The sequence below is a fragment of the Burkholderia sp. IT-111MI5 genome (genome assembly GCF_949752865.1).
Lineage (GTDB): Bacteria > Pseudomonadota > Gammaproteobacteria > Burkholderiales > Burkholderiaceae > Burkholderia > Burkholderia pyrrocinia_C.
This window is the reverse complement of sequence record NZ_CATKIF010000055.1, coordinates 309684-336671: the sequence shown is the minus strand read 5'-3', so window position 1 is coordinate 336671 and position 26988 is coordinate 309684. Positions and strand designations below refer to the sequence as shown.

The window sequence follows — 26988 nt, the reverse complement described above, 5'->3', positions numbered from 1 at the left end:
GCGGTTCGCCGGTTGTTACGCCGAGAACGCCCGGATCATGCCTGCGGCGACCGTGTGGTGCGTCGCCTCGTCGATCAGCACGAACGCGCCCGTGCCCGGATGCGCATCGTACGTGTCGCAGACGATCGGCTTCTGCAGCGTCAGCGCGACGCGGCCGATGTCGTTCATCTTCAGTTCGTGACGGTCGATCGCGTGCGACAGCGTATGCACGTCGAGCACCTGCTTGACCGCGCCGATCTTCGCGAACACCGTGCTCGTGGTCTGCTTCAGCAGGTACTTGCGCTGCTGCGACAGCGGCGCTTCGTCGAACCAGCACAGGTCGGCCTCGAGCTTCTTGGCCGGCTCGACCGGCTCGGCGGTCGTGACGAACATGTCGCCGCGCGACACGTCGACATCCTGTTCGAGACGAATCGTCACCGTCTGGCCCGCGAACGCCTGCGCGACGGACGCGGTGCCGCCGGGCACCGGCGCGACGATCTCGGCGACCGTCGCGGTGCGGTTCGACGGCAGCACGACGATCTCGTCGCCGACCTTCACCTCGCCCGACTCGATGCGGCCCATGTAGCCGCGGAAATCGTCGGCCGAGCTGCCGTCCTGGCGCGCGACCCACTGCACCGGGAAGCGCAGTGCGTCATGCGCCTGCGTCTCCACCGGCAGCGCCTCGAGCACGTCGAGGAGCGGCTCGCCCGCATACCACGGCATGCGCTCGCTCGCGCCGACGATGTTGTCGCCCTTCAGCGCCGACACCGGCACGAAGCGCACGTCGTCGAGGCCGAGCTGCTTCGCGAGCGCGACGTACGCGTCGCGGATCTCGTTGAAGCGCGCCTCGCTGTAGTCGACGAGGTCCATCTTGTTGATCGCGACGATCACGTGCTGCAGCGCGAGCAGCTTGACGATCGCGCTGTGGCGTTTCGTTTGCGGCAGCAGTTCGGCAACGCCGTTCTCGACCGTCACGCGCGTCGCGTCGATCAGGATGATCGCCGCGTGTGCGGTTGACGCGCCCGTCACCATGTTGCGCGTGTACTGCTCGTGACCCGGCGTATCGGCGATGATGAACTTGCGCTTCGCGGTCGCGAAGTAGCGGTACGCGACGTCGATCGTGATGCCCTGCTCGCGCTCGGCTTCCAGGCCGTCGGTCAGCAGCGCGAGGTCGAGCTCGTCGCCCACCGTGCGCTTGTTCTTCGCGCGCGACAGCGCGGACAGCTGGTCGGACAGCACGGCCTTGCTGTCGTACAGCAGGCGGCCGATCAGCGTGCTCTTGCCGTCGTCGACGCTGCCTGCGGTGATGAAGCGCAGCACGCCGAGGTCTTCGTGATTTTCGATGATGCTCATGATGTGAATGTCCTCGTGTGCTTCAGAAATAACCTTGCTTCTTGCGCTGTTCCATCGCGGCTTCGGAGGTCTGGTCGTCCATCCGCGTCGCGCCGCGCTCGGTGATCTCGGTCACCGCGGTCTCGGCGATGATCTTCTCGACGTCGTCCGCGTCGCTCTCGACCGGGCACGTGCAGCTGATGTCGCCGACCGTGCGGAAGCGCACCTGGGCGACTTCGCTCGTCTCGCCGTCGCGCATCGGCGTCAGCGGCGTGACGGGCACGAGCAGGCCGTTGCGGCGCACGATCTCGCGCTGGTGCGCGTAGTAGATCGACGGCAGCTCGAGGTTCTCGCGCGCGATGTACTGCCACACGTCGAGCTCGGTCCAGTTCGAGATCGGGAACACGCGCAGGTGCTCGCCTTTATGCAGCCGTGCGTTGAAGAGGCTCCACAGCTCCGGGCGCTGCGCCTTCGGATCCCACTGGCCGAATTCGTCGCGGAACGAGAAGATGCGCTCCTTCGCCCGCGCCTTCTCTTCGTCGCGGCGCGCGCCGCCGATCAGCGCGGTGTAGCCGTGCTGCTCGATCGTCTCGAGCAGCGTGACGGCCTGCGCGGCGTTGCGCGAATCGGTTTCGCGGCGCAGCACGACCGTACCGCGCTTGATCGAATCCTCGACGTGACCGACCACCAGCTCGGCGCCGAGCTCCTGCGCGCGGCGGTCGCGGAAATCGATCACTTCGTCGTAGTTGTGGCCCGTGTCGATGTGCACGAGCGGGAACGGCAGCGTCGTCTTGCGGTTCGCGCCGAGGCCGAACGCCTTCAGTGCCAGATGCAGCACGACGACCGAATCCTTGCCGCCCGAGAACAACAGCGCCGGCTTGCTGCATTCGGCGACCAGTTCGCGCAGGATGTGGATCGACTCGGCTTCGAGCCAGTCGAGGTGGCCCATGCGGCTGTCGCCGCCGGTGGCCGGGGCAAAGGCGGATTGCTCGAGCGTCGTGCTCATGGTTTCAGTCCTTCTCTTCTGGGTTCGTGCCGCCCGCTGTCGCAGGCGGCGCAATATTCAGTTTCTTGTGACGCGTTCAGTGCGCGGCGCCGGCTTCGGCACTCGCGGGAATCGGCGTGATCGTGATGTGCAGCCCGCATTCCTTCGTGTCGCGCGATTCCCACCACCAGCGGCCCGCGCGGCTGTCCTCGCCGGGGCGGATCGCGCGCGTGCAGGGCTCGCAGCCGATGCTCGGGTAGCCGCGCGCATGCAGCGGGTTCACCGGCACGTCGAACGCGCCAAGGTACGCCCACACATCGGCTTCCGTCCAGTCGGCGAGCGGGTTGTACTTCGCGATCCCGCGCGCTTCGTCCTGTTCTTCCTCGTGCAGCTCCGCACGCGTGACCGACTGCTCGCGGCGCTGGCCCGTGACCCACGCGCCGACATCGGCCAGCGCGCGGTTCAGCGGCTCGACCTTGCGGATGTGGCAGCACGACTTGCGCAGCTCGACACTCTCGTAGAACGCGTTCAGGCCGTGCTCGGCGACGTACTGGTCGACCGCATCCTGCTGCGGATGGAACTGCTCGATCTCGTAGCCGTAGCGCTCGCGCACGCGGTCGATCATGCCGAGCGTCTCCGCATGCAGGCGGCCCGTGTTCAGCGAGAAGATGCCGATCGACACGCCCTTCGACAGGATCGCGTGCGTGAGCAGCATGTCTTCCGCGGCGAGGCTGCTCGCGAACTTCACCTTCTCGTGACGTGCGCCGATCTGCGCGAGCAGCGCGTCGAGGCGCTCGACCTTCGCGGCGAGTTCCGGCGTCAGCGCGGTAGCGGTACTCATGCGCCCACCTTGGCGTCGGCCGCGGCGGCGCGGCGGCGGAACAGCGGCGCCGGCTCGTCGAACGCGCCCTGATAGCGCTGCGTGAATTCCGTGAACGCATTCAGCGCGTCGTGGATGTCCCGGTCGGCGCGCACCGCGAATGCGTCGAAGCCGCAACGCGACATGTACAGCAACTGGTCGCGCAGCACGTCGCCGATCGCGCGCAGCTCGCCCGTCCAGCCGTAACGCTCGCGCAGCAGGCGCGCGATGCTGTAGCCGCGGCCGTCCGCGAAGCGCGGGAAGTCGACGGCAATCAGCGAAATCGCGCCGAAATCGGCCGCGAGATCGGCCGGCTCGCTGTCCGGCGCGAGCCACACGCCGAGTTCGTCCTTCGTCTTCGCGGCGACGAGCGCCGCGCGCTCGGCCTGCCACAACGCGAACGGCACCAGCACCTTGCCGGCCGGCAACGCGTCGACCGCGGGCAGCGCACCGTCTTCCGCCGCGCGCACGACCTGCCATGCATCGTCGATCACTGCGCGGTTCTTGATAATCGAAGCCATCTGCAAATTCCTTGTACCCGGTTGGTTACGCGTTCACTGCCTGGCGCGCCGCATACACGCGCTCCTTGAACGGCGCGATGCCGATGCGGTCGTACGTGTCGACGAAGCGCTCGCCGTCGATGCGTGCTTCGACGAACGTGTCGATCAGCTTCGCGATCACGCCCGGCACCTCTTCCGCCGAGAACGACGGCCCGATCACGCGGCCGAGGCGCGCGCCGTTGTGGCCCGTGCCCTGCTCGCCGCCGAGCGACACCTGGTACCACTCGGCGCCGTCCTTGTCGACGCCGAGGATGCCGATGTTGCCGACGTGGTGATGGCCGCACGAGTTCATGCAACCGGAAATGTTCAGCGACAGGTCGCCGAGGTCGTACACGTAGTCGAGATCGTCGAAACGCTGCTGGATCGCCAGCGCGATCGGGATCGACTTCGCGTTCGCGAGCGAGCAGAAATCGCCGCCCGGGCACGCGATGATGTCGGTCAGCAGGCCGATGTTCGGCGTCGCGAAACCGGCCGCCTTCGCCTTTTCCCACACCGCGAACAGGTCGCGCTTCTTCACGTTCGCGAGGATCAGGTTCTGCTCGTGCGACACGCGCAGTTCGCCGAACGAGTATGCGTCGGCCCAGTCGGCGACCAGCTCCATCTGCTGGTCGGTCGCGTCGCCCGGCGCCACGCGGTGATCCTTCAGCGACAGCGTGACGGCCGCGTAGCCGGACACCTTGTGCGGCGCGACGTTGCGCTCGACCCAGCGCGCGAACGCCTTGTTCTCGAGCAGGTGCTGTTCGAACGATGCGTCGGTGTCGGCCAGCTTCTCGTAGACGGGCGGCTTGAAATACTGCGACACGCGGTCGACTTCCGCCTGCGTGAGCGTCGACGGGCCGTCCTTCAGGTGCTGCCACTCTTCCTCGACCTGCTGCGCGAACTTCGCGGGCGACAGCGCCTTCACGAGAATCTTGATACGCGCCTTGTACAGGTTGTCGCGGCGGCCGAAGCGGTTATACACGCGCAGCACGGCTTCGCAGTAGGTGAGCAGGTGCTGCCACGGCAGGTCTTCCTTGATCACCGCGCCGATGATCGGCGTACGGCCGAGGCCGCCGCCCGCGAGGATGCTCGCGACCACCTCGCCCTGCGCGTTCTTCTTCAGGTACACGCCGAGATCGTGGATCTGCACGGCCGCGCGGTCGTGCTTCGAACCCGACACCGCGATCTTGAACTTGCGCGGCAGCCACGCGAATTCGGGATGGAACGTCGACCACTGGCGCAGGATTTCCGACCACGGACGCGGATCGATCTCCTCGTCCTGCGCGACGCCCGCGAACTGGTCCGCCGTGATGTTGCGGATGCAGTTGCCCGAGGTCTGGATGCCGTGCATCTGCACCGACGCGAGCTTCGCGAGGATCTCGGGCGTGTCTTCGAGCTGGATCCAGTTGAACTGGATGTTCGAGCGGGTCGAGAAGTGGCCGTAGCCGCGATCGTGTTCGCGGGCGATGCGCGCCAGCATCCGGAGCTGGTCGCTGCGCAGGTTGCCGTACGGAATCGCGATGCGGTGCATGTATGCGTGGCGCTGCATGTACAGGCCGTTCTGCAGACGCAGCGGACGGAATTCGTCTTCGCTCAACTCGCCCGACAAGCGGCGGCGCACCTGATCGCGGTACTGCGCGACACGCTCGTCAACGATCGTCTGGTCGTATTGGTCGTACTGATACATTCGGGGACCCCAGGGGTTTTCGTGGTGACCGCGCGACGTCCTAGCCACGTCGCGCCCGAATCTCCGTTCCACCGTCACTGCCACCGGCCATCCGCTGCCCGGTGGATTGCTAATGACGAAAACAGATATCCATATTTGAAAAACTCCGGTGAATCGTAATAAACTCGCCTTATATTTCAAACGACTAAAAAATTCTGTTGATATGCGGAAGGGTTATAAATGAACCTGCACCAATTTCGCTTCGTGCGCGAGGCCGTCCGGCAGAATTTCAACCTCACCGAGGCCGCCAAGGCGCTCTACACGTCGCAGCCGGGGGTGTCGAAGGCGATCATCGAGCTCGAGGACGAGCTGGGCGTGGAGATCTTCACGCGGCACGGCAAGCGCGTGCGCTCGCTCACCGAGCCGGGCAGGATCATCCTCGCGTCGGTCGAGCGGATCCTGCAGGAGGTTGAAAGCCTAAAAAGGGTCGGGAAGGATTACGCCGCGCAGGACCAGGGCAACCTGACCATTGCGGCCACCCACACGCAGGCCCGCTACTCGCTGCCGGCCGCGATCGCCGAATTCAAGAAGCGCTTCCCGAAGGTGCACCTGTCGATCCTGCAGGGCAGCCCGACGCAGGTGGCCGAGATGGTGATCCACGACCAGGCCGATCTCGCGATCGCGACCGAGGCAATCTCCGACTACAAGGAACTCGTGTCGCTGCCCTGCTTCCAGTGGCACCACGCGGCCGTCGTGCCGGCCGATCACCCGCTGCTCGAACGCAAGCCGCCGTCGCTCGACGATCTCGCGCAATATCCGCTGATCACGTACGACGACGCGTTCGCCGGCCGCAAGAAGATCAACCAGGCGTTCGCGCTGCGCGGGCTGTCGCCGGACATCGTGCTCGAGGCGATCGACGCCGACGTGATCAAGACCTACGTCGAGCTCGGCCTCGGCGTCGGGATCATGGCCGACATCGCGTTCAACCCCGAGCGCGATCGCAACCTGCGCCTGATCCCGGTCGGCCACCTGTTCGGCAGCAACGTGACGCGCGTCGCGCTCAAGCAGGGTGCCTACCTGCGCAGCTATGTGTATACGCTCGTCGAACTGCTGTCGCCGACGCTGAACCGCAAGCTGATCGAGCAGGCGCTCAAGGGCGAATCCGAATCGTACGAACTGTAAGCGCCCTCGGACCTGTCGCTTCGCGCCAAGCCTCCCCAAAGGGGTCAAGAAAACCTGGGGCGGCCCGGCGTTTTCCTGAAATCGGCGTGTATAAATACAGGGGCGCATATCGCGCCCCTTTTTGCTGCCCGACGGAGATTCCCGCATGACGCTTTCCGCCCTGCTGCGCCGCGCCGCCGGCGCCGCCCTCGTGCTGGCCTGCGCGGCCGCGCAGGCCGACCTGAAGGTCGGCGTCGACCTGTCGTCGACCGGCCCTGCCGCCGCGATCGGCATCACGAGCAAGAACGCCATCCTGATGTGGCCGAAGACGATCGCCGGGCAGCCGGTGCAGGTAACGGTGCTCGACGACGCGTCCGACCCGGGCACCGCGGTGCGCAACATCCGCAAGCTGGTCGACGAGGATCACGTCGACGTCGTGGTCGGGCCGAACATCACGCCGGCCGCACTCGCGGCGCTCGACGCGGTGGCCGCCGGGCAGACGCCGATGGTCACGCTGGTCGGCTCCGGCGCGATCGTCGAGCCGCAGGAAGGCGCGCGGACCTGGGCGTTCAAGATGGCGCAGAGCGACCGCGCGATGGCCGACGTGATGACACGCGCCATGTCGAACCGCGGCGTGAAGACGGTCGGCTTCATCGGCTTCGCGGACAGCTACGGCGACAGCTGGCTGAACGAGTTCACGCGCTTCGCCGACCTGCGCAAGATCCGCGTCGTCGCGACCGAGCGCTTCAACCGCACCGATGCGAGCGTCACGGGCCAGGCGCTGAAGCTGATCGCGGCGAAACCCGATGCGATCCTGATCGCGGGCTCGGGCACGCCGGCCGTGCTGCCGCAGCGCACGCTGATCGAGCGCGGCTACAAGGGCGCGATCTATCAGACCCACGGGATCGCGACGCCGGAATTCATCAAGCTCGGCGGCAAGGACGTCGACGGGACGCTGTTCCCGACCCAGCCGGTCGTCGTCGCGCGCACGCTGCCGGCCGACCATCCGGCGCGCAAGGCCGCGCTCGCGTTCGTCGACGCGTACGAGGCGAAGTACGGCTCAGGCACGGTCACGCAGTTCGCGGGCGACGCGGCTGGCGTCTACCCGCGCCTCGCCGACGCGGTCGGCCGCGCACTGAAGAGCGCGCAGCCCGGCACGCCGGCGTTCCGCGCGGCGCTGCGCCGCGAACTCGAACGCGCGCATGAGCTCATCGTGCCGAACGGGGTCGTCAACACCAGCGACAAGGATCATGTCGGGCTCGACCAGCGCGCGAGCGTGATGGGGATCATCAAACATGGCCAGTTCGTGTACCTGAGCCAGTAGTACTCGGCCGGTCGCCGGGCTGCTTGCCCGGTGCCCGGTTTTCCGCCATAATTCGCGTTTCGCCGCGCACAATCGCATGCGCGGCCAGGAACAAGCCCAGGTGGTGAAATTGGTAGACGCAGGGGACTCAAAATCCCCCGCCGCAAGGCGTGCCGGTTCGATTCCGGCCCTGGGCACCAGCATTTCGCAGCATCATGCGCTGCACCTGTCGAAACCCGCGCAAGCTCACAGCTTCGCGGGTTTTTTGTTTTTCGCCGCGCGCAACCTGCACCGCAACGCGTGACCTCGCCCGGCAGTCCAAGCATCAGGGAATGCAGCACGGAGGCCGGCCATGTGCACGCGCGCCATTTCAAGCCCGATTTGCCGCGGCGTGCTCGCCGCGGTTCTGTCGCTCATGCTGGGCGGATGCGACGTGTTGAGCGCGCCGCCCGTGCCCGACTGGCCGGGGCCGCATGCGCCCTATCCGTTCCCGGACAACATCCCTCATCGCACCGAATGACCCGACGGCCGCCCAGCCGCCTTTCGCCGCCGCGCAACCTCAGGCCATCAGCTCGCGGACGAAGTCGAGAAACACCCGCACCTTCGCGGAGACGAGGTTCGACGCGTGGTGATACGCATAAAGCGGGAACGTCTCGTCCGCCCATTCCGGCAGCAGCAGGACCAGCCGCCCGTCGGCGAGGATGTCCCGCGCGTAGAGTTCCAGCAGCTGCGCGACGCCCGCGCCGCCGAGGCAGGCGCCGAGCAGCGCGCCCGTGTCGTTGACCATCAGCCGGCCGCCCGCATCGAACGGCACCACCTCGTTGCCGCGATGGAAGACCCATTCGAACGGCCGCCCCGTTACCGGATCGCGGATCAGCACGCACCGGTGACCGTCGGCGAGATCCCGAGGGTGCCGCGGTTCGCCATGATGCGCGACGTACGCGGCCGACGCGCAGGTGAGCACGCGCGTCTCGAGCAGCAGCCGTGCGCGGTATGACGACGGCTCCGGAATGCCGAAGCGCACCGCCACGTCGAAGCCGTCGGCGACGAGATCGCCCATCCGGTCGCGCACGCTGATCTCGACGGACAGTTCAGGGAAGCGGTCGAGGAATTCCGCCATCCGCGGCGCCAGCACGTAGTGGCCGAACGTACCGTCCACGTTGACCCGCAGCCGCCCCCTGACGCGCGCCCTGGAACGGCCGGCGTCGACCGCCGCCTCCTCGATGCCGGCCAGCAGCGGCGCGACCGCCTCGTAAAAGCGCCGCCCTTCGTCGGTCAGCGTGATCGCGCGCGCCGTCCGGTTGAAGATCCGGATGCCGACACGTTCTTCCAGCCGCGCGACGGCGCGGCTCACGGCCGGCTGCGTCAGCCCCATCGCCTCGCCCGCGCGCGCGAAGGTGCCGGCCTCGATCACCGCCGAGAGCACGCCGATACCGCTCAGGAGCCTGCTGTCGAATGCCATGAGACATACTTTTAGTCATTCTTGATCTGATCATTATTCATTATTTTTATTGATCGAGGAAGCCTACATTAGTCCTGTCGCCGGCTCGTACGGCACTCACGAACCAAGGAGCAAGGACATGAGCACATCGGAAAAGGTCGCCCTCGTCACGGGTTCTTCGCGCGGCATCGGCGCGGAAATCGCCCGCCGTCTCGCCCGGGACGGTTTCAGGGTCGTCGTGAATTATGCCGGCAGCGCCGGCCCCGCGCAGGAAGTGGTCGACGCGATCGTCGCCGACGGCGGCGAAGCCGTCGCGGTGCAGGCGGACGTCGCCGACCCGGCGGCGACCGCCGCGTTGTTCGACACGGCCGAGCGCGCGTTCGGCCGTGTCGACGTGGTCGTCAACAGCGCGGGCGTGATGAAGCTCGCCGCGATCGCCGACGTCGACGACGCGGACTTCGACCAGATCGTCGCGATCAACCTGAAGGGCGCATTCAACGTCAGCCGCGAGGCGGCGAAACGCCTGCGCGACGGCGGCCGCATCGTCAACCTGTCGTCGAGCGTGATCGGCATGCGCCTGCCGACCTACGGCGTGTACATCGCGACCAAGGCGGCCGTCGAGGGCCTGACGCAGGTTCTCGCGCAGGAGATGCGCGGCCGCGGTATCAGCGTGAACGCAGTCGCGCCGGGGCCGGTCGCGACCGAGCTGTTCCTGCAGGGCAAGAGCCCCGAACTCGTCGACCGGATGGCGAAGATGAACCCGCTGGAGCGGCTCGGCCAGCCCGCGGACATCGCCAGCGTCGTCGCGTTCCTCGCCGGCCCCGACGGTGCGTGGGTCAACGGCCAGGTCCTGCGTGCCAACGGCGGCATGTGCTGACGCACCGCACGCCGCGCCCGCTCCCTCACACTTGCAGGAGATCGATCATGAAGGAAGTCATTCTCGTCACCGGCGCGTCCAGCGGCTTCGGCCTGCTGGCCGCCCAGGCACTCGCCCGTGCCGGCCATACGGTCTACGCGTCGATGCGCGAAAGCGCCGGCCGCAACGCGCCGCGCGTCGCGACTATCGCCGCCTATGCGCGGGAACACGATGTCGACCTGCGCACCGTCGAACTCGACGTCGGCGACGACGCGTCCGTCGACGCCGCAATCGACCGCGTGATCGCCGACAACGGCCGCCTCGACATCGTCGTCCACAACGCCGGCCACATGGTGTTCGGCCCGGCCGAGGCGTTCACGCCCGAACAGCTGGCGCAGCTCTACGACATCAACGTCGTGTCGACCCAGCGCGTGAACCGGGCGGCGCTGCCGCACCTGCGCCGCCAGGGGCGCGGCCTGCTGGTGTGGGTGTCGTCCTCGTCGGCGCGCGGCGGCACCCCGCCGTTCCTCGCGCCCTACTTCGCCGCGAAGGCCGCGATGGATTCGCTCGCGGTGTCGTATGCGGCCGAGCTCGCCCGCTGGGGCATCGAAACGTCGATCGTCGTGCCGGGCGCGTTCACCCGGGGCACGAATCACTTCGTCCACGCGGGCAAGCCGGCCGATACCGTCGTGCAGGCGGCCTACGACAGCGGGCCGTACGCGGGCGTCGCCGAGCAGGCGCTGCAGGGCCTCGCCGCGCTCGAACCCGCGGACGCCGATGCCGGTGCCGTCGCGACGGCGATCGCCGACCTCGTCGCCGCGCCGGCCGGCAAGCGCCCGTATCGCGTGTTCGTCGATCCGTCGCAGGACGGCGCGGAGGAAGTGTTCCGCGTCGGCGATCGCATCCGCCGCGAGATGTTCCGGAACATCGGCCTCGCCGACCTGCTCGCGCCCCGCGTCGGCGGTTGATTCCCTGCGCGTCGGGCCGGCCGACGCGCGTCAGTCGCGCTCGCAGAACCCGAGGATCGCGTCGGCGACTGCCGCCGGCGCCTCGCGCTGCGGAAAATGCCCCACGCCGTCCAGCACCTGCCGCGCGTAGCGCCCGGTGAAGAACCGTTCGCGCCCAGCCGAGCTGTCCGGATGATTGCAGGTATCCGCGCCGCCGTGCAGCACGAGCGTCGGCACCGACAGCACGGGTGCCGGATTCAGCCGCGCGTTGTCGTCGGCATAGACCGGCGCGCTCGGCGCGAACCCCCAGCGATGCCGGTACGAATGCAGCACGACGTCGATCCAGTCGGGCCCGTCGAACGCGGCGGCGGCCGCATCGAAATCGCCGTCGCGATACCAGCCGGGCGGCGACCACGTGTCCCACATCACGCGAGCAAACGCGCGGCGATCGTCGCGCAGTGCCTGCTCGCCGCGCGGCGTCGCCATGAACCAGTGATACCAGTAGTTGCGCGCCTGCTGCAGCGACAGCGGCTGACCCGGATCGTTGGTGCCGTACCCGACCGACAGCATCACCAGATGCGATGCGACGCCGTCGCGCAGCCCGCACGCGTTCGCGACCGCGCGGGCGCCCCAGTCGTGCCCGACCAGCACGGGCCGCTCGACGCCGAGCACATCGACGAATTCGAGCAGGTCACGCCCGAGCGCCGCGAGCTCGCCGCTGCGCGGCACGGATGCGTCGCGAAAGCGCGTCGGCGCAAAGCCGCGCAGCGCGGGCGCGAGTACGCGGTAGCCGCGCGCGGCAAGCGCCGCCGCTACGGGCTCCCAGCCGACCGGGCTGTCCGGCCAGCCGTGCAGCAGCACGGCCACGCGCTCGCCGCGCGGGTTCCATTCGAGATAGGCGATATCGAGCGACGCGGTCGTCGCATGCGCATAGGCAGTCATCGTGTTCTCCGTCGGGTCAACTTGAGCAGACGATGGTAGGCCGGCCTTTCATCACGATTCACGGAGTATCATGATTCATTCATCGAATATCGCGTTGAATTGCCCCATGGAACCGCTGACCGATCCCGCGTCGACCTCGCTCGACATCGCGCTGCTGCGCACCTTCCTCGAAGTCGTCGACAGCCGCGGGTTCGCGCCGGCAGCAGAACGCCTCGCGCTGACGCCGTCGGCCGTCAGCGGCCATATCAAGCGGCTCGAGCAGGCGGCCGGCACCGTGCTGCTCGCGCGCACGACGCGCCGCATCGCGCTGACGCCGGCGGGCGACACGCTGTACGCATACGCGCGCAACATCGTCGACATGGAGCGCGAAGTGCGCGCGAGGCTGCGCGGCGCGCCGGCGCACGGGCGGCTGCGCGTCGGTGCATCGGAGGATTTCGCGGGTGCGTGGCTGCCTCACGTGCTGCGCACGTTCCGCGACCGCCATCCGCGTACGGCGATCGAGCTGAAGGTCGGGATCACCGCGTCGCTGCTGCGCGAGCAGGCGCTCGGCCGGCTCGATGTCGTGTTCGGCAAGCAGTGCCGACAGGTCGACGCGTCGGGCGAACTGCTGTGGGAAGAACCGCTCGTATGGGCATTCGCGTCTGACCGCACGCTCGACGCCGGCGGCGAAGTACCGCTCGCGCTGTTTCCGGAACCGTGCGTCTATCGTGAAGCCGTCGTATCGGCGCTCGCCGCCGCGCTGCGGCCGTTTCGCGTGCTGTTCGAGAGCAGCAGCATGGCCGGCTGCGTGTCGGCCGCGCTCGCGGGCTTCGCGGTCACCGCGCTGGCGCGCAGCCAGCTGCGCGACGGGCTGCGCGCGTGCGGGCCGCAGGACGGCCTGCCCGCGCTGCCGGCCGCGCGTTTTTATGCGTTCGCGTCGAAGCCGGACGGCGCCGGCGCGGCACTGATCGAAGCGGTGCGGGAAGTCGGGCGCAACCGGCGGTTCACAGCGCCGGCCGACTGAAACACGCGCGACGGCGCACGACGCCAACGGGCCACCCCGGTCAATCGCCTTCCGCGCCCTTCCCGGCCGCCGCCCCCGTCAACGCATCCGCCATCAGCTCCCCAAACCAATCCACGAACGCGTTGAGCCGGCGCGACCGGTGCCGCCGGTGCGGATACACGGCCGACACGTCCATCGGCTCGGCGCGGTGGCCGGGCATCACGTCGACGAGCGCGCCGCTGTCCAGCAGATGCTCGACGTCGAACCGCGGAATCTGGATCAGCCCCATCCCGGCGATGCAGCCGGCGATATAGGTTTCGGCGTTGTTGACGATCACGCGGCTCGGCAGCGTCAGCGTGTGCCGCTCGCCGTCCACGCAGTATTCCCAGCCGAGCTCGCGCCCCGTCGTCGGCGACGCATAGCCGATCGCCCAGTGCCCGTGCGCGAGCGCATCCGGATGCTCGGGCACGCCGCATTCGCGCAGATAGTCGGGGCTCGCGCAGTTGATCAGCGTGAACTGCCCGAGCGGCCGCACGACGAGGCTGCTGTCCGCAAGCCGCCCGACGCGGATCGCGCAGTCGACGCCCTCCTGTACGAGGTCGATCGAGCGGTCCGTCGAGCCGAGCGACAGTTGCAGCTTCGGGTAGCGGCGAAACAGCGACGGCAGCGCGGGCGCGACCACGCGGCGCGCGATCCGGCTAGGCACGTCGACGTTCAGCCGCCCGACCACGTCGCGGTCGCGGCGGCGGAACAGTCGGTCGAGTTCGTCGGCCTCGGCGAGCAGGCGCCGGCCGCGCTCGAGCAGCAGCGCGCCGTCGGCGGTCAGCTGCACCTGACGCGTCGTGCGGTGCAAGAGGCGCGTGCCGAGCCCCGCCTCGAGCTGCTGGACGGCCGCCGACACGGTCGCGCGCGGCACGTCGAGCGCATGCGCAGCCTTGATGAAGCTGCCCATCTCGGCAACCTGCAGGAAGATTCTGACCTGATCCAGCTTGTCCATTGGCGGGGAACATGGGTTCGGACGGCCGTCGCCGGCAGCCGTCGCGCATCGCGGCAGGGTCCGGCGGCACAGAGAAAACGGGCGCGCGGCCTCGCGGCTGCGCGCCCGTCCATTGTCCACGCAATCGGCACATTGCGGTGCACGGTGCGCCGCGCGCCGGAAGCGGCCGGCGCGGCCCGGTATGTGACCGGCTGTCTGGTTGGTTACTTGGTCGTATAGCCGCCGTTGATCAGGATCGTCTGGCCCGTGATCCACCAGCCGTCGGTCACCAGATGGCGGATGAACGGCACGACGTCCTCGATGTCGGTCAGGCCCGTCTTGCTGAACGGCGACAGCGCGGCCGCCGTCTTGTGATACGCGACCGCATCGGCGCCCTCGGCCGGATAGAAGAACGGCGTGTCCATCGGGCCGGGCCCGACGGCCGTCACCGAGATCCCGCGTGCGCCGTACTCCTTCGACGCCGCGCGCGTGAAGTGCTCGACCGGCGCCTTCGACCCTTCGTACGCCGCATAGAACGGCGTGAACGCGCCGAGCAGCGACGTCACGAGCGTGACGAGCTTGCCGTGATCCTCGAGGTGCCGCCCCGCTTCCTTGATGAAGAAGAACGCCGACTTGCTGTTGACCGCGAACATCTCGTCGTACTCGGCTTCGCTGATCTCGGTGAACGGCTTCTTCAGCACCTTGCCGACCGTATTGATCGCGATGTCGATCTTGCCGAAGCGCTGCTTCGCATCGTCGAACAGCTTCTCGACCGCGGCGGCCGTCGTCAGGTCGGCCTGGAACGTCGCGGCTTCGGCGCCGGCCGCGCGCACCGCGGCGGCCGTCTCCTCGGCCTGCGCCTGCGACGCCGCGCTGTTGTAGTGAATCGCCACCGCCTTCGCGCCGTGGCCCGCCAGGTCCCGCGCGATCAGGCCGCCGAGATTCTTTGCGCCGCCTGCGATCAGGACGACCTTGTCTGCGAGCGTGTGAGTAGCCACGGTTGACTCCTTTTTCCGTTGAACGAAGCTAGGAGTGTAGGCACGCGGGACGCGCAGGTCAGCCGGCCGCGGCTGGATGAATTATCCAGAAAATCGATCCAATCGGAACGTCGCAGTGTACTCTGCCGCACCGACGGCGGCGCCGGAATCCGCTCGCGGCGGCGCGAGCGCCGGCCGGTTCAGCGTGCGTACAGCGCCGCGTCGATCTTGCCGAGCAGCCACTGCATGCCGGCCAGATGCTGCTGGTCGTGGCTGCACAGGTAATGGACGAGCCCGCGCACGGTCAGCGACCCGTAGCCGTCGAACTCGCCGATACGCTCGAACTGTTCGGGCGTGAGGCGCGACACGAGGTCCAGCGTCTCGCGTCGCGCTTCGCGGATCGCCGCGAGCACGTCGGACGCATAGGCATCGTTGTAGCGGCGCTCGATCGCGAGCGCATCACCGTCGATCGACACGAGCAGCGGCCGATCTTCGTCGAGCATCCGCCGCAGCCGCACGTGATAACCGTCGATCTCGATGTCGCGCACATGGCAGAGCTGCCCGAGCGGCGAGAAGTGCTCGCTCGGGATCCCGGCCCAGTCGTCGGGCGTCCAGCGCGCGTAGCCGTCGGGCACGGCCGCGAAATGGGCTTCGAGCAGACGGGGGAAATCGGCGAGTGCATCGAGCGTCGTCGGATTCATGCGGGAAACTCCCTGTCGGATAAGAGCGGCGGCAACCCTGGCACGGGCCTGCCTCCGCTGTTGCGTCACTTCACGCCGAAGCCGTACGCACCTTGCGTGCGGTGCCCGTCGGTCGCGACGGCCACCCATTTCACCGTATAGGCGCCCGTGCCGATCGCCGTGAGCGGCACCGTCATCCGCTTGCGGTTCGACGCATCGATGCGCGCGCTGCCGTTCGACACCGTCTTGCCGTCGCCGTCGACGACGACGATCGAGCTGAACGCCGGCTCCAGCGGCTCGGTGAAGTCGATCGTGACGGCGGCCGGTGCGGCGGCCAGCGCCGCGCCCGCCGCCGGATCGCTCTTCGCGAGATGCGCATGCGCGAACGCGGCCGACGAAACGGTCGCGGCAACGATGACGGCGGCAGCCTTGCGGCCGAACGGGAACGAATCGAAGTGCATGGTCCTTCCGTGAAAAATGAACGAGCGCCGCGCGGCGCGTTTCGGCAGCTTACCAGCGCAGCGTATTCATGCCGACCGCGCGCCGCTTGATAGAATGCGCGCGCTATGGATCTCGAAAGCATTCTCTACACCCAGGGCTTCGGCTCGCGCCGCCAGTGCCGCGGCCTGATCGAAGCGGGCCGCGTCGCCGTCGCGGGCGCCAGCGCGACCGACCCCGACGCCACGTTCGACACCGACGGCCTCGTCTTCTCGGTCGACGATACGGCCTGGCCGTTCCACGCGCGCGCGTATCTCGCGCTCAACAAGCCGGCCGGCTACGAGTGCTCGCGCGATCCGCAACATCATGCAAGCGTGTTCAGCCTGCTGCCCGCGCCGCTCGTCGCGCGCGGCGTGCAGTGCGTCGGCCGTCTCGACCAGGACACGACGGGCCTGCTGCTGCTGTCCGACGACGGCCAGTTCGTGCACGCGTACACGTCGCCGAAGCGCAAGGTGCCGAAGACTTACGTCGCGACCGTGCGCCACCCGCTCGACGATGCGCAGCTGCACGCGCTGCGCACCGGCGTGCAGCTCCACGGCGAGCCGAAGCCGATCGCGGCGATCGCCGCCGACGCGCGCGACACGCACGCGCTCGCGCTGACCGTCCTCGAAGGCAAGTATCACCAGGTGAAACGCATGGTCGCGGCGGCGAGCAACCGCGTCGAGTTGCTGCATCGCGAAAGCATCGGCGGCTTCGCACTGCCGGACGACCTCGAACCCGGCGCGTGGCGCTGGCTCGATGACGCCGACCTTTCAGCGTTGCGCAATCCGGTCAAAACCCTGTAAGGGAAAATCCGCACGACCGTTCGGTGTCCGGCCGCATCTCGGCCGTACGATCCCCCGCTATACTCGAATCACAAGCTGTACGAGCAGCGATGCAGGGGGAGACATCATGAACATCAACCATTCTTTCGAACTGTCGTACGTGATGATCGCGTTCGCGGTCGTCGGTGTCATCGTGATCGGCGGGCTGCTGGCCGCGATGCACATGAAGCACAAATATCATCCGAACCTGATCGGCGCGCTGATCGGTGCGCTGCTGTGCTTCCTGCTGATCGAGGCGTTACCGGCGCTGACCTGACGCGCTGCCCGGCGCGAGCGTTTGAAGGAAATCGTCTACGGTCGGATAACGCAACGTCACGCACAATTCGGCCTTGAGCCGTGCGTTGGACAGGCGCCGCGACTCGCGCATGAACGACAGCAGCGTCGGTTCGAGCTGGCGCTCGGCGTCCGCGCGGCTGACGCGCGGCGGCAGCGGCAGGCCGAGCGCCTGCGCGACCCGGTCGAAATACTCCCCCATCCGCAGTTCGCTGTCGTCCGACGCGTGCACGGCGCGCGCCGGCCTGCCGCGCTCGGCCGCGCGGCGCAGGATCGCCGCGAGATCGTCCGCGTGGATATGGTTCGTGTAGACGTCGTCGGCCGGCTCGAGCGCCGGCGTGCCGCGCTCGAGCCGCGCGACCGGCAGACGGTTCGCCGCGTAGATGCCGGGAATGCGCACGATGCGCGCGGACAGCACGCCGCGCACCGTCGCCGCGCGCAGTTGCCGCTCGGCCGACACGCGCCGGAACGCGCGCGGATTCGCGGGACGCAGCGGGTGCGTTTCGTCGATGCGCGCGCCGCCGCAATCGCCGTATACGCCCGTCGTGCTCGCATAGACGAGCCTCGGCGCGCGAAGACCGTCGGGTACAATATGCGCTGCCCGAACGGGCGCGCCGGCCTGCCGGGCAGCGGCGCGCAGCGTTCGGAGCCGGCCGACCGCAGGTGCCGGCGGTGCCGCCGGGCGCCGCGCGGGCACGGTCGTTGCGGCGATCAGCGCACGCGTGCGCCGGTCGTCGCGGCCGTCGGACTGCGGCGGCGCGAGATGCAGGATCGTGCGGGCAAGGCCCGCGAGGCGGCCGAGCGTCGCCCGGCGATCGAGGTCGCCGACGATCGGCGTCGCGCCCGCGGCACGCAGCTCGTCGCGGCGGGCCGGGTGGCTCGTCAGCGCGAAGATCCGCAGGTTGCGGCGCGTGTCGCGCCATTGCGCGACGCAGCGCATGCCGACGTCGCCGCAGCCGACGATCAGTGCGCGCGGCCGGCGCAGGATTCGTGTCGCGATCATGTTGGTTGCGAAATCAGTAGCCACCGCTGCGCGACGCGCAACGGGTTTGCATTGTAGCTGCCGTGCTCGACATGCACGGTCCCCACATTTTGTTCTAGTTTGGTTCTATGGCATTCAACGTCACTCTCAAGCAAAGCGGCCGGCAATTCCAGGTCGAGTCGGACGAAACCGTGCTGGCGGCGGCGCTGCGCCAGAACGTCCATCTGCCGTACGGCTGCAAGAACGGCGCGTGCGGCTCCTGCAAGGGCCAGATCGTGTCGGGCCAGATCGAACAGGGCCCGCATGCAGCGTCGGCACTGTCCAATGACGAGCGCACGCGCGGCCTCGCGCTGCTGTGCTGCTCGAAGGCGCAGTGCGATCTCGAGATCGACGTGCGCGAAATCGCCGGCGTCGACGGCGTGCAGGTCAAGAAGCTGCCGTGCCGGATCGCCGCGCTCGAGCGCAAGGCCGACGACGTGATGGTCGTGAAGCTGCAGTTGCCCGCCAACGAGCGCCTGCAATACCTCGCGGGCCAGTACGTCGAGTTCATCCTGAAGGACGGCTCGCGCCGCAGCTACTCGATGGCGAACGCGCCGCACGAGGAAGGCCCGATCGAGCTGCACATCCGCCACATGCCGGGCGGCAAGTTCACCGACCACGTGTTCGGCGCGATGAAGGAGCGCGACATCCTGCGCTTCGAAGGCCCGCTCGGCACGTTCTTCCTGCGCGAGGATTCCGACAAGCCGATCGTACTGCTTGCATCGGGCACGGGCTTCGCGCCGATCAAGGCGATCATCGAGCACGTGAAGCACCGGGGCATCACGCGCCCGATGACGCTCTACTGGGGCGCACGCCGCAAGAAGGACATCTATCTCGGCGAGCTCGCCGAGCAGTGGGCCAGCGAAATCCCGAACTTCAAGTACGTGCCGGTGCTCTCCGAGCCCGACGACGGCGACCAGTGGACGGGCCGCACGGGCTTCGTCCATCGCGCGGTGATCGAGGACCTGCCCGATCTGTCGGGTCACCAGGTGTACGCGTGCGGCGCGCCGGTGATGGTCGAATCCGCGCAACGCGACTTCACGCAGCACCACGCGCTGCCGGCCGACGAGTTCTACGCGGACTCGTTCACGAGCGCCGCCGATCTCGCGCATCCGGTCTGAGTAAGGCACACCCGCGCTCCGCGTCGCGATGTCACATCCATGGCATCGCGGCGGTTTACAGTGGGGCGCGGGATGCCTTATGCTTGCGCACATGAACCGCTTCCTGTCCGCCCTTCGACGTCGCCGCTCGCCGCTCCGCCCGGATGCCGCAGGCTCGTCACGGACTCGCGCGTAACCCCCACACTGCTTCACCGGTTACGCACAAGCTGTTCGAACCCACCAGCCACGGCCTTCCGTGGCTTTTTTATTGCCCCGTTTCCCTTTCAACGTCCGCTGGAGTCTGCTGCCATGCCCTTGAACGATTACCCGATCGACTCGCTGATGTACATCACGAACCGCCCCGACATCGTGTTTACGCACGGCAAGGGTTCGTGGCTCTACGATCACACGGGCAAGCGCTATCTGGACTTCATCCAGGGCTGGGCCGTCAATAGCCTCGGCCACTGCAACGACGGTGTCGTCGAAGCGCTGAAGACGCAGGCCGAAAAGCTGCTGAACCCGTCGCCGGCGTTCTACAACGAGCCGATGGCGAAGCTTGCGGGCCTGCTCACGCAACACAGCGTGTTCGACAAGGTGTTCTTCACGAACAGCGGCGCCGAGGCGAACGAAGGCGCGATCAAGCTCGCGCGGAAGTGGGGCCGCAAGTTCCGCAACGGCGCGTACGAGATCATCACGTTCGATCACAGCTTCCACGGCCGCACGCTCGCGACGATGTCGGCCAGCGGCAAGCCGGGCTGGGACACGATCTACGCGCCGCAGGTGCCGGGCTTCCCGAAGGCCGAACTGAACAACATCAACTCGGTCGAGAAGCTGATCACCGACAAGACCGTCGCCGTGATGCTCGAACCGATCCAGGGCGAAGGCGGCGTGATCCCGGCAACGCGCGAGTTCATGCGCGAACTGCGCGCGCTGACGAAGCAGCACAACCTGCTGCTGATCGTCGACGAAGTGCAGAGCGGCTGCGGCCGTGCGGGTACGCTGTTCGCGTACGAGCTCGCCGACATCGAGCCGGACGTCATGACGCTCGGCAAGGGCATCGGCAGCGGCGTGCCGCTCGCGGCGCTGCTGTCGAAGGCCGACGTCGCGGTGTTCGAGGCCGGCGACCAGGGCGGCACGTACAACGGTAACCCGCTGATGACGGCGGCCGGCTATTCGGTGATCTCGCAGCTCGTCGCGCCCGGCTTCCTTGAAGGCGTGCGCGCACGCGGCGAATACCTGAAGCGCAAGCTGCTCGAGCTGTCGGAGGAGCGCGGCTTCGAGGGCGAACGCGGCGAAGGCCTGCTGCGCGCACTGCTGCTCGGCAAGGACATCGGCCCGCAGATCGTCGAGAAGGCGCGCGACATGCAGCCCGACGGCCTGCTGCTGAACGCCGCGCGGCCGAACCTGCTGCGCTTCATGCCCGCGCTGAACGTGACGACCGACGAGATCGACCAGATGATGGCGATGCTGCGGTCGATCCTCGACACGCTCTAAGGAGACCGCCGCGATGGATGCCGCCGCCGATGCTGTCGCGATCCGCCCGTTCGAACGCGCCGACACCGATGCCGTGCTCGCGGTATGGCGCGACGCGTTCCCGCAGTACGACGAAGCCGGCGCGCCGCCGCACCGCGATCCGCTGCGATCGATCGAGCTGAAGCTCGCGACGCAGCCCGAGCTGTTCTTCGTCGCGACCAGCGGCGCGCGCATCGTCGGCACGTTGATGGCGGGTTTCGACGGACATCGCGGCTGGCTCTACTCGTTCGGCGTCGCGAACGACGCGCGGCGGCTCGGCGTCGGCCGTGCGCTGATCGCGCACGCGGAAAGCGCGCTCGCCGCGCGCGGCTGCATGAAGATCAACCTGCAGGTGCTGCCCGGCAACGACGATGCGTGCCGCTTTTATGCGGCGCTCGGCTATCGCGTCGAGGAGCGCATCTCGTTCGGCAAGACGCTGCCGGCCGCGTGATGCCGCCGGCCGCGACAGCGGCCGGCCTCAGCGCGTGATCGGCCCCGCGTCCGGCAGCGGATTGCCGAGCGCATCGGTCGGCACGGCCTGCTGTTCGAACGCCGCGAAATACGCGGCCCACTGCGTATCGCTCACGCGCACGATCAGCGCGCCGTCCTGCCAGACGTCGTTGTGGTCGTTATGGTCGTCGCCTGCGCGATGCAGGTAGTTCGGGCCCGTCGAACCCTGGTTCATGTGCGTGTCGTGAATGCCGTTGCCTTCCGCATAGGTGCGGCCGAACACGACGACGTCGAGGCCCTGCGACTGCGCGGCGCTCACGAGCCGCAGCAGCGACGGGATCGGCTCCGGGTTCTCGGTGCCGTCCATCACCGCGCTCGCGCGCCACGCGCCCGTCTCGTTCAGGATGTCGCTGCGCAGGTAGTCGAGCGCGGGCAGCGCGGCCTGCCCCGTGAGGTCGGTGTAGCCTTCCGCCGCGGCCGCAAGCGTCTGCGTGACGGGATGGTGGAAATCGTAGACGAGCTTGTAGTTCAGCAAGTCGTCCGCATCGCTGGTGCCGACGTTGATCGCGACATCCCAGTCGCCGGCCGGCAGCGCCAGCGTCAGGTGGATGTGATACTGGATCTCGCTGCCGTGCGGCGAGCCCTTCAGCTTCGCCACCGATGTCACCTTCGCCTTCACGAAACCGTAGTCCAGACTCATGCGTGTTCTCCGTGTGCCGATGGGCTGTCGATGCCACGCGGCCCGTGTGTCGGTTTGCGGGCAACCGGCTGCGGGCGACCGGCTGCGGGCGACCGGCTGCGGGCGACCGGCGTCGGGTGGCCTGCCCTGTCGTTTCCCGCATTGCGTGCGTGGTGCAACAGTCGAATGGAGTCGCCTCCGCACGCACAGTTCAGTTCAGTTCAGTTCGACACGAATCGCACGACACGAAAAAAAGGCTGTCACGGCATCCCGTGACAGCCTTTCGAAAGCCCTTGCATGACGCACGCGGCATCTGCCGCCGCGCGTCACCGGGCCCGCTCATTCATCCACTTACTCGCCGAGATACGCTGCGCGCACCTTCGGATCGTCGAGCATCTGCTTCGCGTCGCCTTCCATCGTGACCATGCCCGAGTCCATCACGTAACCGCGGTCGGCCGCCTGCAGCGCAAGGCGCGCGTTCTGCTCGACGAGCAGCACCGTGATGCCCTCCTTCGAGATCTCGCGCACCACTTCGAAGATCTTCTCGACCATGATCGGCGACAGCCCCATCGACGGCTCGTCGAGCAGCAGCAGCTTCGGCTTGGACAGAATCGCGCGCGACATCGCCAGCATCTGCTGCTCGCCGCCCGACAGCGTGCCCGCGAGCTGCGATGCACGCTCCTTCAGCCGCGGGAAGAAGCCGAACATCCGGTCGACGTCCTTCTTGATCTGCTCGGTGTCGTTGCGCAGGTAAGCGCCCATCTGCATGTTCTCGACGATCGACATCCGCGCGAAGATCCCGCGGCCTTCCGGCACCATCGCGAGGCCGCGCTTGAGCAGTTCGTGCGCCGGGATGCCCTTGATCGACTTGCCGTCGTACTCGATGTCGCCCGCCGAATACGGCTTCAGACCCGTGATCGCCTTCATCGTCGTGGTCTTGCCCGCACCGTTCGCGCCGATCAGCGTCACGAGCTCGCCCTGACGGACTTCCATGTCAACGCCCTTGACGGCCTGAATGCCGCCGTAGTTGACCTGCAAGCCCTTGATTTTCAACATTGCCGCTGCCATCAGTGCACCCCTGCGCCGAGATATGCCTCAATCACCTTCGGATTCTTCTGCACGTCCTGCGGCAGACCCTCGGCGATCACCTTGCCGTAATCGAGCACCGTCATCCGGTTGCACAGCCCCATCACGAGCTTCACGTCGTGCTCGATCAGCAGAATCGTGCGGCCGTCCGAACGGATCTTGTCGAGCAGGCGCGTGAGTTCGACCTTCTCGGTCGCGTTCATCCCGGCCGCCGGCTCGTCGAGCGCGAGCAGCTTCGGGTCGGTCGCAAGGGCCCGCGCGATCTCGAGACGGCGCTGGTGGCCGTACGACAGGTTGCGCGACGTGTAGTCGGCGTACTGCAGCACGCCCACGTATTCGAGCAGCTCGATCGCGCGTTCCTTGATCTCGCGCTCTTCCTGGCGTTCGGCCGGCGTCTGGAACACCGCGCCGAGCAGGCCGTGCTTGGTGCGCACGTGGCGGCCCACCATCACGTTCTCGAGGGCCGTCATCCCGCCGAACAGGCGGATGTTCTGGAACGTGCGCGCGATGCCCGCCTTCGCCACCTGGTGCACGGCCGTCGGCGTGTAGTTCTGGCCGTCCAGCTTGAAGTCGCCGGAGTCCGGCGTGTAGAGGCCCGTGATCACGTTGAAGAACGTCGTCTTGCCGGCACCGTTCGGGCCGATCAGGCCGTAGATCTCGCCTTCCTTGATCTGCAGGCCGACGTCGGACAGTGCCTGCAGGCCGCCGAAGCGTTTGTTCACGCCCTGCACGGACAGTCGGATTTGCTTGTCGCTCATGTGTGTATCCCCTAGTCCGTTCGTTACGCGCGCACCGGCTTCTTGCTGGCGCGCTTCGCCAGTTTCGCGATCTTGTCCTCATGCTTCGGCGCGGGCCACAGGCCTTCCGAGCGGTACAGCATGATGATCACCATCGCGAGGCCGTACAGCGCCTGACGGATCACTTCCGTATCGACGATGTCATGACCGAACAGCGCATGCTGCAGCGGGCTCATCGTCGAGCGCAGGAATTCCGGGAAGATCGCGAGCAGCACCGCGCCCAGGATCACGCCCGGGATATGGCCCATGCCGCCGAGCACCACGCAGGCGAGCACGACGATCGATTCCCAGAACGTGAACGATTCCGGCGACACGAAGCCCTGGAACGCGCCGAACATCGAGCCCGACAGGCCGCCGAACGACGCGCCCATCGCGAACGCGAGCAGCTTCACGTTACGGGTGTTGATGCCCATCGCCTTCGCCGCGATCTCGTCCTCGCGGATTGCCGCCCATGCGCGGCCGATACGCGAGTGCTGCAGGCGCGTACACACCCAGATCACCAGCAGCGAGCACAGCACGAACAGGTAGTAGTACATGTAGACCGACGGCAGCTGGAAGCCGAACAGCGAGTGCGTCTGCGACAGGTTGAAGCCGCCGACGTGCACCGGATCGATGCCCGTGATCCCCTTCGGGCCGTTGGTGATGTTCACCGGACGGTCGAGGTTGTTCATGAAGATCCGGACGATTTCACCGAAGCCGAGCGTCACGATCGCCAGGTAGTCGCCGCGCAGGCGCAGCGTCGGCGCACCGAGCAGGATCCCGAAGGTGGCCGCCAGCGCCATCGCGATCGGCACGATGATCAGGAACGGGATGTGCAGCCCGCCGGGCGCGATGGCCGCGATCCACTCGAACTGCGAGGTCAGGTGCGGCGAAGACAGCAGCGCCGCCGTGTACGCGCCCACCGCGTAGAACGCGATGTAGCCGAGGTCGAGCAGGCCGGCGAAGCCGACCACCACGTTCAGGCCGAGCGCGAGCATCACGTACAGCATCGCGAAGTCGAGCACGCGGACCCAGTAGTTGCCGCCGGCCGAGCCGATGATGATCGGCGCGGCGATCACGAATACAGCGGTCAGGATGCCGATGACGACGGTCTTGGCGGTGTTGCGCTCTTCGACGAGCGACGTCGAGGATTCGATCGGTTGAATGGATGTCATGTTGTTTGCTCCCTTCCGTTACGCGCGATCCGCGACCCGTTCGCCCAGCAGGCCCGACGGACGGAACACCAGCACGATGATCAGCACGATGAAGGCGAACACGTCCTGGTAGTTACTGCCGAATACGCCGCCCGTGAGGTTGCCGATGTAGCCGGCACCGAGCTGCTCGATCAGGCCGAGCAGCACGCCGCCGACCATCGCACCGCCGAGGTTGCCGATCCCGCCGAGCACCGCCGCCGTGAACGCCTTCATGCCGGGGATGAAGCCCATGTAGAAGTGCACGTTGCCGTATTCGGACGCGATCATCACGCCGGCCAGCGCGGCGAGCGCGGAGCCGATCATGAACGTCGCGGAAATCACGAAGTTCGGGTTCACGCCCATCAGGCTTGCCGTGTTCGGGCTTTCGGCGATCGCGCGCATCGCGCGGCCGAGCTTGGTCTTGTGCACGAGCAGCAGCAGGCCGCCCATCACGATGAACGCCACCGCGATGATCACGATTTCAGTCACCGAGATCACGGCGCCGGGCGTCGTGTCGGTCGCCTTGATCACGTTGATCGGATCGGTCGGCAGCAATTGCGGGAACGGCAGCGGGTTGCGCGACCAGATGATCATCGCGGCCGTCTGCAGCAGGATCGACACGCCGATCGCGGTGATCAGCGGCGCGAGACGCGGCGCGCGGCGCAGCGGCCGGTACGCGACACGCTCGATCGTGAAGCCCACGAATGCACAAACGACCGCGGCAATGCCCAGGCCGATCGTCAGCGTGGCGATGTTGCCGAGTCCGGGGAAGTGGTTCTGCAGCACGGTGATGGCCGACAACGCGACCATCGCGCCGATCATCAGCACGTCGCCGTGCGCGAAGTTGATGATGCCGAGAATGCCGTACACCATCGTGTAACCCAACGCGATGATGGCGTACACACTGCCGAGCACCAGCCCGTTGAGAACCTGCTGGACGAAAATATCCATTTAAAGCTCCTTGGCCCGTGCTGCCGGAGGACGTTGCGCCCCGCGGGTAAGCGAGGAATCGCGCCTTCTCGGCGACACTGCGGGTACTAGTCGATACCGGTAAGGGTGTGGATCGTCCCGGCGCGCGCCGCCCGGCCTGTACGGCCGGACCTGCCGCCGGAGCGGATACAAAAACGGCACCGCACTGTTCCGGTGCCGTCATGAGTCCCGTCGCTAAATCGTCACGACGTCGAGGACGGTGTTCGTAGCCTCCTTGAAGTCGTAGGGCAGCATGCCGGGACGGCCATCGTCCGGTTGCCCGGCATCCGTGCCTTTTACCGTCCGGTGCGAGGCAAGCCCCGCATCCAGGCGGATCGGATTCCGTGCCGCGTCGCCTGGCAAGGCATCGCGAAAGCCGCGCCCGACATGCGTCGGGGCTGCGTGGGAATCCATCGTACGAACCAGGCCGCGCACCACGACACCACCGCTCGCGGCGACACGCTGTTTCGTCGAATCGAAATGAAAGGGGGCCGGTGACATCCCCGCGCTGCCCGCATCGCCGGGCGCCATAGCCGGCATCCGTCGATCGGCGCGCACGGTCGTTGTCACACCGCGACCGGCGGCTTGTTGCAATGCAACCTGCATGCCCGCTGCCCGACCGTTCGCCAGGCCAAGCGCGTTGATTTCCTCGATCGCCAAACGTGCCCCGTTTTCCTTGTCCTTGCCCAATTGCTGCGCAATGCGGCACACCGATGGTGCCGCACGACCGGTTCCGGCGACGCGCACGCCGCTGGCCGGCGATGCCGCGAACACCGCAGCCTCCCTGCCCGCCCCGTCGTCGCTCTTTTTGCTGCAACCGGCACGCATTGCAACCGGTGCGGCGACGGACACGGCGTAAGCCAACTTCACATGCATTGAATGGTCTCCCGCGCCTTGCCAAAATCCGATTTCAAAGCCATTCAGGCTTGAAAACGGGCGCATTGTAACTCCATTTATAGGACGCCAATAATCCTGATTCGAT

At 67.4% G+C, this 26988-nt stretch carries 29 protein-coding genes and 1 tRNA gene; 12 read left to right on the top strand and 18 right to left on the bottom strand.

Going from position 1 to position 26988, the window contains the following annotated elements; all coding sequences use genetic code 11:
- Positions 1–15: 15 nt before the first annotated feature.
- From ACM6JT_RS28765 to ACM6JT_RS28745, 5 genes are all read right to left on the bottom strand, one after another.
- Positions 16–1332 carry a sulfate adenylyltransferase subunit 1 gene (locus ACM6JT_RS28765; RefSeq protein WP_243564816.1) on the bottom strand — a complete coding sequence of 439 codons (1317 nt, stop codon included), beginning with the start codon at positions 1330–1332 and terminating at the stop codon, positions 16–18.
- Positions 1333–1354: 22 nt separating this feature from the next.
- Complete coding sequence (cysD, locus tag ACM6JT_RS28760; RefSeq protein WP_034178784.1) at positions 1355–2317, bottom strand: sulfate adenylyltransferase subunit CysD; 963 nt, start codon at positions 2315–2317, stop codon at positions 1355–1357.
- A 76-nt stretch (positions 2318–2393) separates the two neighbouring features.
- Positions 2394–3137 carry a phosphoadenylyl-sulfate reductase gene (locus ACM6JT_RS28755; RefSeq protein WP_072443577.1) on the bottom strand — a complete coding sequence of 248 codons (744 nt, stop codon included), beginning with the start codon at positions 3135–3137 and terminating at the stop codon, positions 2394–2396.
- Positions 3134–3676, bottom strand: coding sequence for a DUF934 domain-containing protein (locus ACM6JT_RS28750; RefSeq protein WP_034178786.1), 543 nt, complete (start codon positions 3674–3676; stop codon positions 3134–3136). Before ACM6JT_RS28750 ends, ACM6JT_RS28755 begins: the two co-directional genes overlap by 4 nt.
- 25 nt (positions 3677–3701) lie before the next feature.
- Positions 3702–5381 (bottom strand): nitrite/sulfite reductase, encoded by a 1680-nt coding sequence (locus ACM6JT_RS28745; protein ID WP_034178787.1) that lies wholly within the window; start codon positions 5379–5381, stop codon positions 3702–3704.
- A gap of 219 nt (positions 5382–5600) precedes the next feature.
- Between ACM6JT_RS28745 and ACM6JT_RS28740 the strand changes: the two genes are divergently transcribed.
- The 4 genes from ACM6JT_RS28740 to ACM6JT_RS28725 all read left to right on the top strand — a co-directional run bounded on the left by ACM6JT_RS28740 (position 5601) and on the right by ACM6JT_RS28725 (position 8344).
- Positions 5601–6542, top strand: a complete 942-nt coding sequence (locus tag ACM6JT_RS28740; protein WP_034178788.1) for a CysB family HTH-type transcriptional regulator — start codon at positions 5601–5603, stop codon at positions 6540–6542.
- A 145-nt stretch (positions 6543–6687) separates the two neighbouring features.
- Positions 6688–7845 (top strand): ABC transporter substrate-binding protein, encoded by a 1158-nt coding sequence (locus ACM6JT_RS28735; RefSeq protein ID WP_414857734.1) that lies wholly within the window; start codon positions 6688–6690, stop codon positions 7843–7845.
- Between the two features lie 94 nt (positions 7846–7939).
- Positions 7940–8024, top strand: a tRNA-Leu gene (locus ACM6JT_RS28730).
- Between the two features lie 152 nt (positions 8025–8176).
- Positions 8177–8344, top strand: a complete 168-nt coding sequence (locus ACM6JT_RS28725; protein WP_165948135.1) for a hypothetical protein — start codon at positions 8177–8179, stop codon at positions 8342–8344.
- 39 nt (positions 8345–8383) lie between these two features.
- Here the strand turns inward: ACM6JT_RS28725 and ACM6JT_RS28720 are convergent, their stop codons facing one another.
- The gene (locus tag ACM6JT_RS28720) at positions 8384–9286 is read right to left on the bottom strand and encodes a LysR family transcriptional regulator (RefSeq protein ID WP_034178790.1); all 903 of its coding nucleotides are present in this window, start codon (positions 9284–9286) and stop codon (positions 8384–8386) included.
- A 118-nt stretch (positions 9287–9404) separates the two neighbouring features.
- Here ACM6JT_RS28720 and ACM6JT_RS28715 point away from each other — a divergent pair, with 118 nt between their 5' ends.
- Both ACM6JT_RS28715 and ACM6JT_RS28710 read left to right on the top strand, forming a co-directional pair.
- Positions 9405–10142: an SDR family oxidoreductase gene (locus tag ACM6JT_RS28715; RefSeq protein ID WP_414857733.1), complete on the top strand. Its 738-nt coding sequence runs from the start codon at positions 9405–9407 to the stop codon at positions 10140–10142.
- A gap of 47 nt (positions 10143–10189) precedes the next feature.
- Positions 10190–11089: an SDR family oxidoreductase gene (locus tag ACM6JT_RS28710; RefSeq protein WP_414857732.1), complete on the top strand. Its 900-nt coding sequence runs from the start codon at positions 10190–10192 to the stop codon at positions 11087–11089.
- A 30-nt stretch (positions 11090–11119) separates the two neighbouring features.
- Here ACM6JT_RS28710 and ACM6JT_RS28705 read toward each other — a convergent pair whose 3' ends face one another.
- On the bottom strand, positions 11120–12010 hold the full coding sequence (locus ACM6JT_RS28705; protein ID WP_414857731.1) for an alpha/beta fold hydrolase: 891 nt from the start codon (positions 12008–12010) through the stop codon (positions 11120–11122).
- 106 nt (positions 12011–12116) lie between these two features.
- On the opposite strand from ACM6JT_RS28705, the gene ACM6JT_RS28700 reads away from it, so the two are divergent.
- On the top strand, positions 12117–13013 hold the full coding sequence (locus ACM6JT_RS28700) for a LysR family transcriptional regulator (RefSeq protein WP_034178794.1): 897 nt from the start codon (positions 12117–12119) through the stop codon (positions 13011–13013).
- 40 nt (positions 13014–13053) lie between these two features.
- On the opposite strand, the gene ACM6JT_RS28695 is transcribed toward ACM6JT_RS28700, so the two are convergent.
- The 4 genes from ACM6JT_RS28695 to copC all read right to left on the bottom strand — a co-directional run bounded on the left by ACM6JT_RS28695 (position 13054) and on the right by copC (position 16086).
- Positions 13054–13989, bottom strand: a complete 936-nt coding sequence (locus ACM6JT_RS28695) for a LysR family transcriptional regulator (RefSeq protein WP_034178795.1) — start codon at positions 13987–13989, stop codon at positions 13054–13056.
- 203 nt (positions 13990–14192) lie between these two features.
- Entirely contained in the window at positions 14193–14966 is a 774-nt protein-coding gene (locus ACM6JT_RS28690) for an SDR family oxidoreductase (protein WP_006478064.1), read from the bottom strand.
- A gap of 179 nt (positions 14967–15145) precedes the next feature.
- Positions 15146–15646 (bottom strand): DinB family protein, encoded by a 501-nt coding sequence (locus ACM6JT_RS28685; RefSeq protein WP_034178796.1) that lies wholly within the window; start codon positions 15644–15646, stop codon positions 15146–15148.
- A 65-nt stretch (positions 15647–15711) separates the two neighbouring features.
- On the bottom strand, positions 15712–16086 hold the full coding sequence (copC, locus tag ACM6JT_RS28680; protein ID WP_034178797.1) for a copper homeostasis periplasmic binding protein CopC: 375 nt from the start codon (positions 16084–16086) through the stop codon (positions 15712–15714).
- A gap of 105 nt (positions 16087–16191) precedes the next feature.
- Here copC and ACM6JT_RS28675 point away from each other — a divergent pair, with 105 nt between their 5' ends.
- Both ACM6JT_RS28675 and ACM6JT_RS28670 read left to right on the top strand, forming a co-directional pair.
- Entirely contained in the window at positions 16192–16908 is a 717-nt protein-coding gene (locus ACM6JT_RS28675; protein ID WP_034178798.1) for a pseudouridine synthase, read from the top strand.
- 106 nt (positions 16909–17014) lie between these two features.
- Entirely contained in the window at positions 17015–17203 is a 189-nt protein-coding gene (locus tag ACM6JT_RS28670; RefSeq protein ID WP_034178799.1) for a hypothetical protein, read from the top strand.
- On the opposite strand, the gene ACM6JT_RS28665 is transcribed toward ACM6JT_RS28670, so the two are convergent.
- On the bottom strand, positions 17186–18223 hold the full coding sequence (locus ACM6JT_RS28665) for an NAD-dependent epimerase/dehydratase family protein (RefSeq protein WP_414857730.1): 1038 nt from the start codon (positions 18221–18223) through the stop codon (positions 17186–17188). The two genes, ACM6JT_RS28670 and ACM6JT_RS28665, sit on opposite strands and share 18 nt — an antisense overlap.
- A 107-nt stretch (positions 18224–18330) precedes the next feature.
- Here ACM6JT_RS28665 and ACM6JT_RS28660 point away from each other — a divergent pair, with 107 nt between their 5' ends.
- The 3 genes from ACM6JT_RS28660 (at position 18331) to ACM6JT_RS28650 (ending at position 21304) form a co-directional block, all read left to right on the top strand.
- The gene (locus tag ACM6JT_RS28660) at positions 18331–19362 is read left to right on the top strand and encodes a CDP-6-deoxy-delta-3,4-glucoseen reductase (RefSeq protein WP_034178801.1); all 1032 of its coding nucleotides are present in this window, start codon (positions 18331–18333) and stop codon (positions 19360–19362) included.
- A 288-nt stretch (positions 19363–19650) separates the two neighbouring features.
- Positions 19651–20835 carry an acetylornithine transaminase gene (locus ACM6JT_RS28655; RefSeq protein WP_034178802.1) on the top strand — a complete coding sequence of 395 codons (1185 nt, stop codon included), beginning with the start codon at positions 19651–19653 and terminating at the stop codon, positions 20833–20835.
- Between the two features lie 13 nt (positions 20836–20848).
- Positions 20849–21304 carry a GNAT family acetyltransferase gene (locus tag ACM6JT_RS28650; protein ID WP_034178803.1) on the top strand — a complete coding sequence of 152 codons (456 nt, stop codon included), beginning with the start codon at positions 20849–20851 and terminating at the stop codon, positions 21302–21304.
- A 27-nt stretch (positions 21305–21331) separates the two neighbouring features.
- Here the strand turns inward: ACM6JT_RS28650 and ACM6JT_RS28645 are convergent, their stop codons facing one another.
- The 6 genes from ACM6JT_RS28645 to ACM6JT_RS28620 form a co-directional block, all read right to left on the bottom strand.
- Positions 21332–22003: a DUF2278 family protein gene (locus ACM6JT_RS28645; RefSeq protein WP_034178804.1), complete on the bottom strand. Its 672-nt coding sequence runs from the start codon at positions 22001–22003 to the stop codon at positions 21332–21334.
- A gap of 330 nt (positions 22004–22333) precedes the next feature.
- A complete protein-coding gene (locus tag ACM6JT_RS28640) occupies positions 22334–23050 on the bottom strand; it encodes an ABC transporter ATP-binding protein (protein ID WP_034178805.1) in 717 nt (238 codons plus the stop codon).
- Complete coding sequence (locus tag ACM6JT_RS28635; RefSeq protein WP_034178806.1) at positions 23050–23826, bottom strand: ABC transporter ATP-binding protein; 777 nt, start codon at positions 23824–23826, stop codon at positions 23050–23052. The genes ACM6JT_RS28640 and ACM6JT_RS28635 overlap by 1 nt, the downstream gene beginning before the upstream one ends.
- A 23-nt stretch (positions 23827–23849) precedes the next feature.
- A complete protein-coding gene (locus ACM6JT_RS28630) occupies positions 23850–25019 on the bottom strand; it encodes an ABC transporter permease subunit (RefSeq protein ID WP_034178807.1) in 1170 nt (389 codons plus the stop codon).
- Positions 25020–25037: 18 nt separating this feature from the next.
- Positions 25038–25988 carry a branched-chain amino acid ABC transporter permease gene (locus tag ACM6JT_RS28625; protein WP_034178808.1) on the bottom strand — a complete coding sequence of 317 codons (951 nt, stop codon included), beginning with the start codon at positions 25986–25988 and terminating at the stop codon, positions 25038–25040.
- Between the two features lie 213 nt (positions 25989–26201).
- Positions 26202–26948 (bottom strand): amino acid-binding protein, encoded by a 747-nt coding sequence (locus ACM6JT_RS28620; RefSeq protein ID WP_243564821.1) that lies wholly within the window; start codon positions 26946–26948, stop codon positions 26202–26204.
- Positions 26949–26988 lie beyond the last annotated feature (40 nt).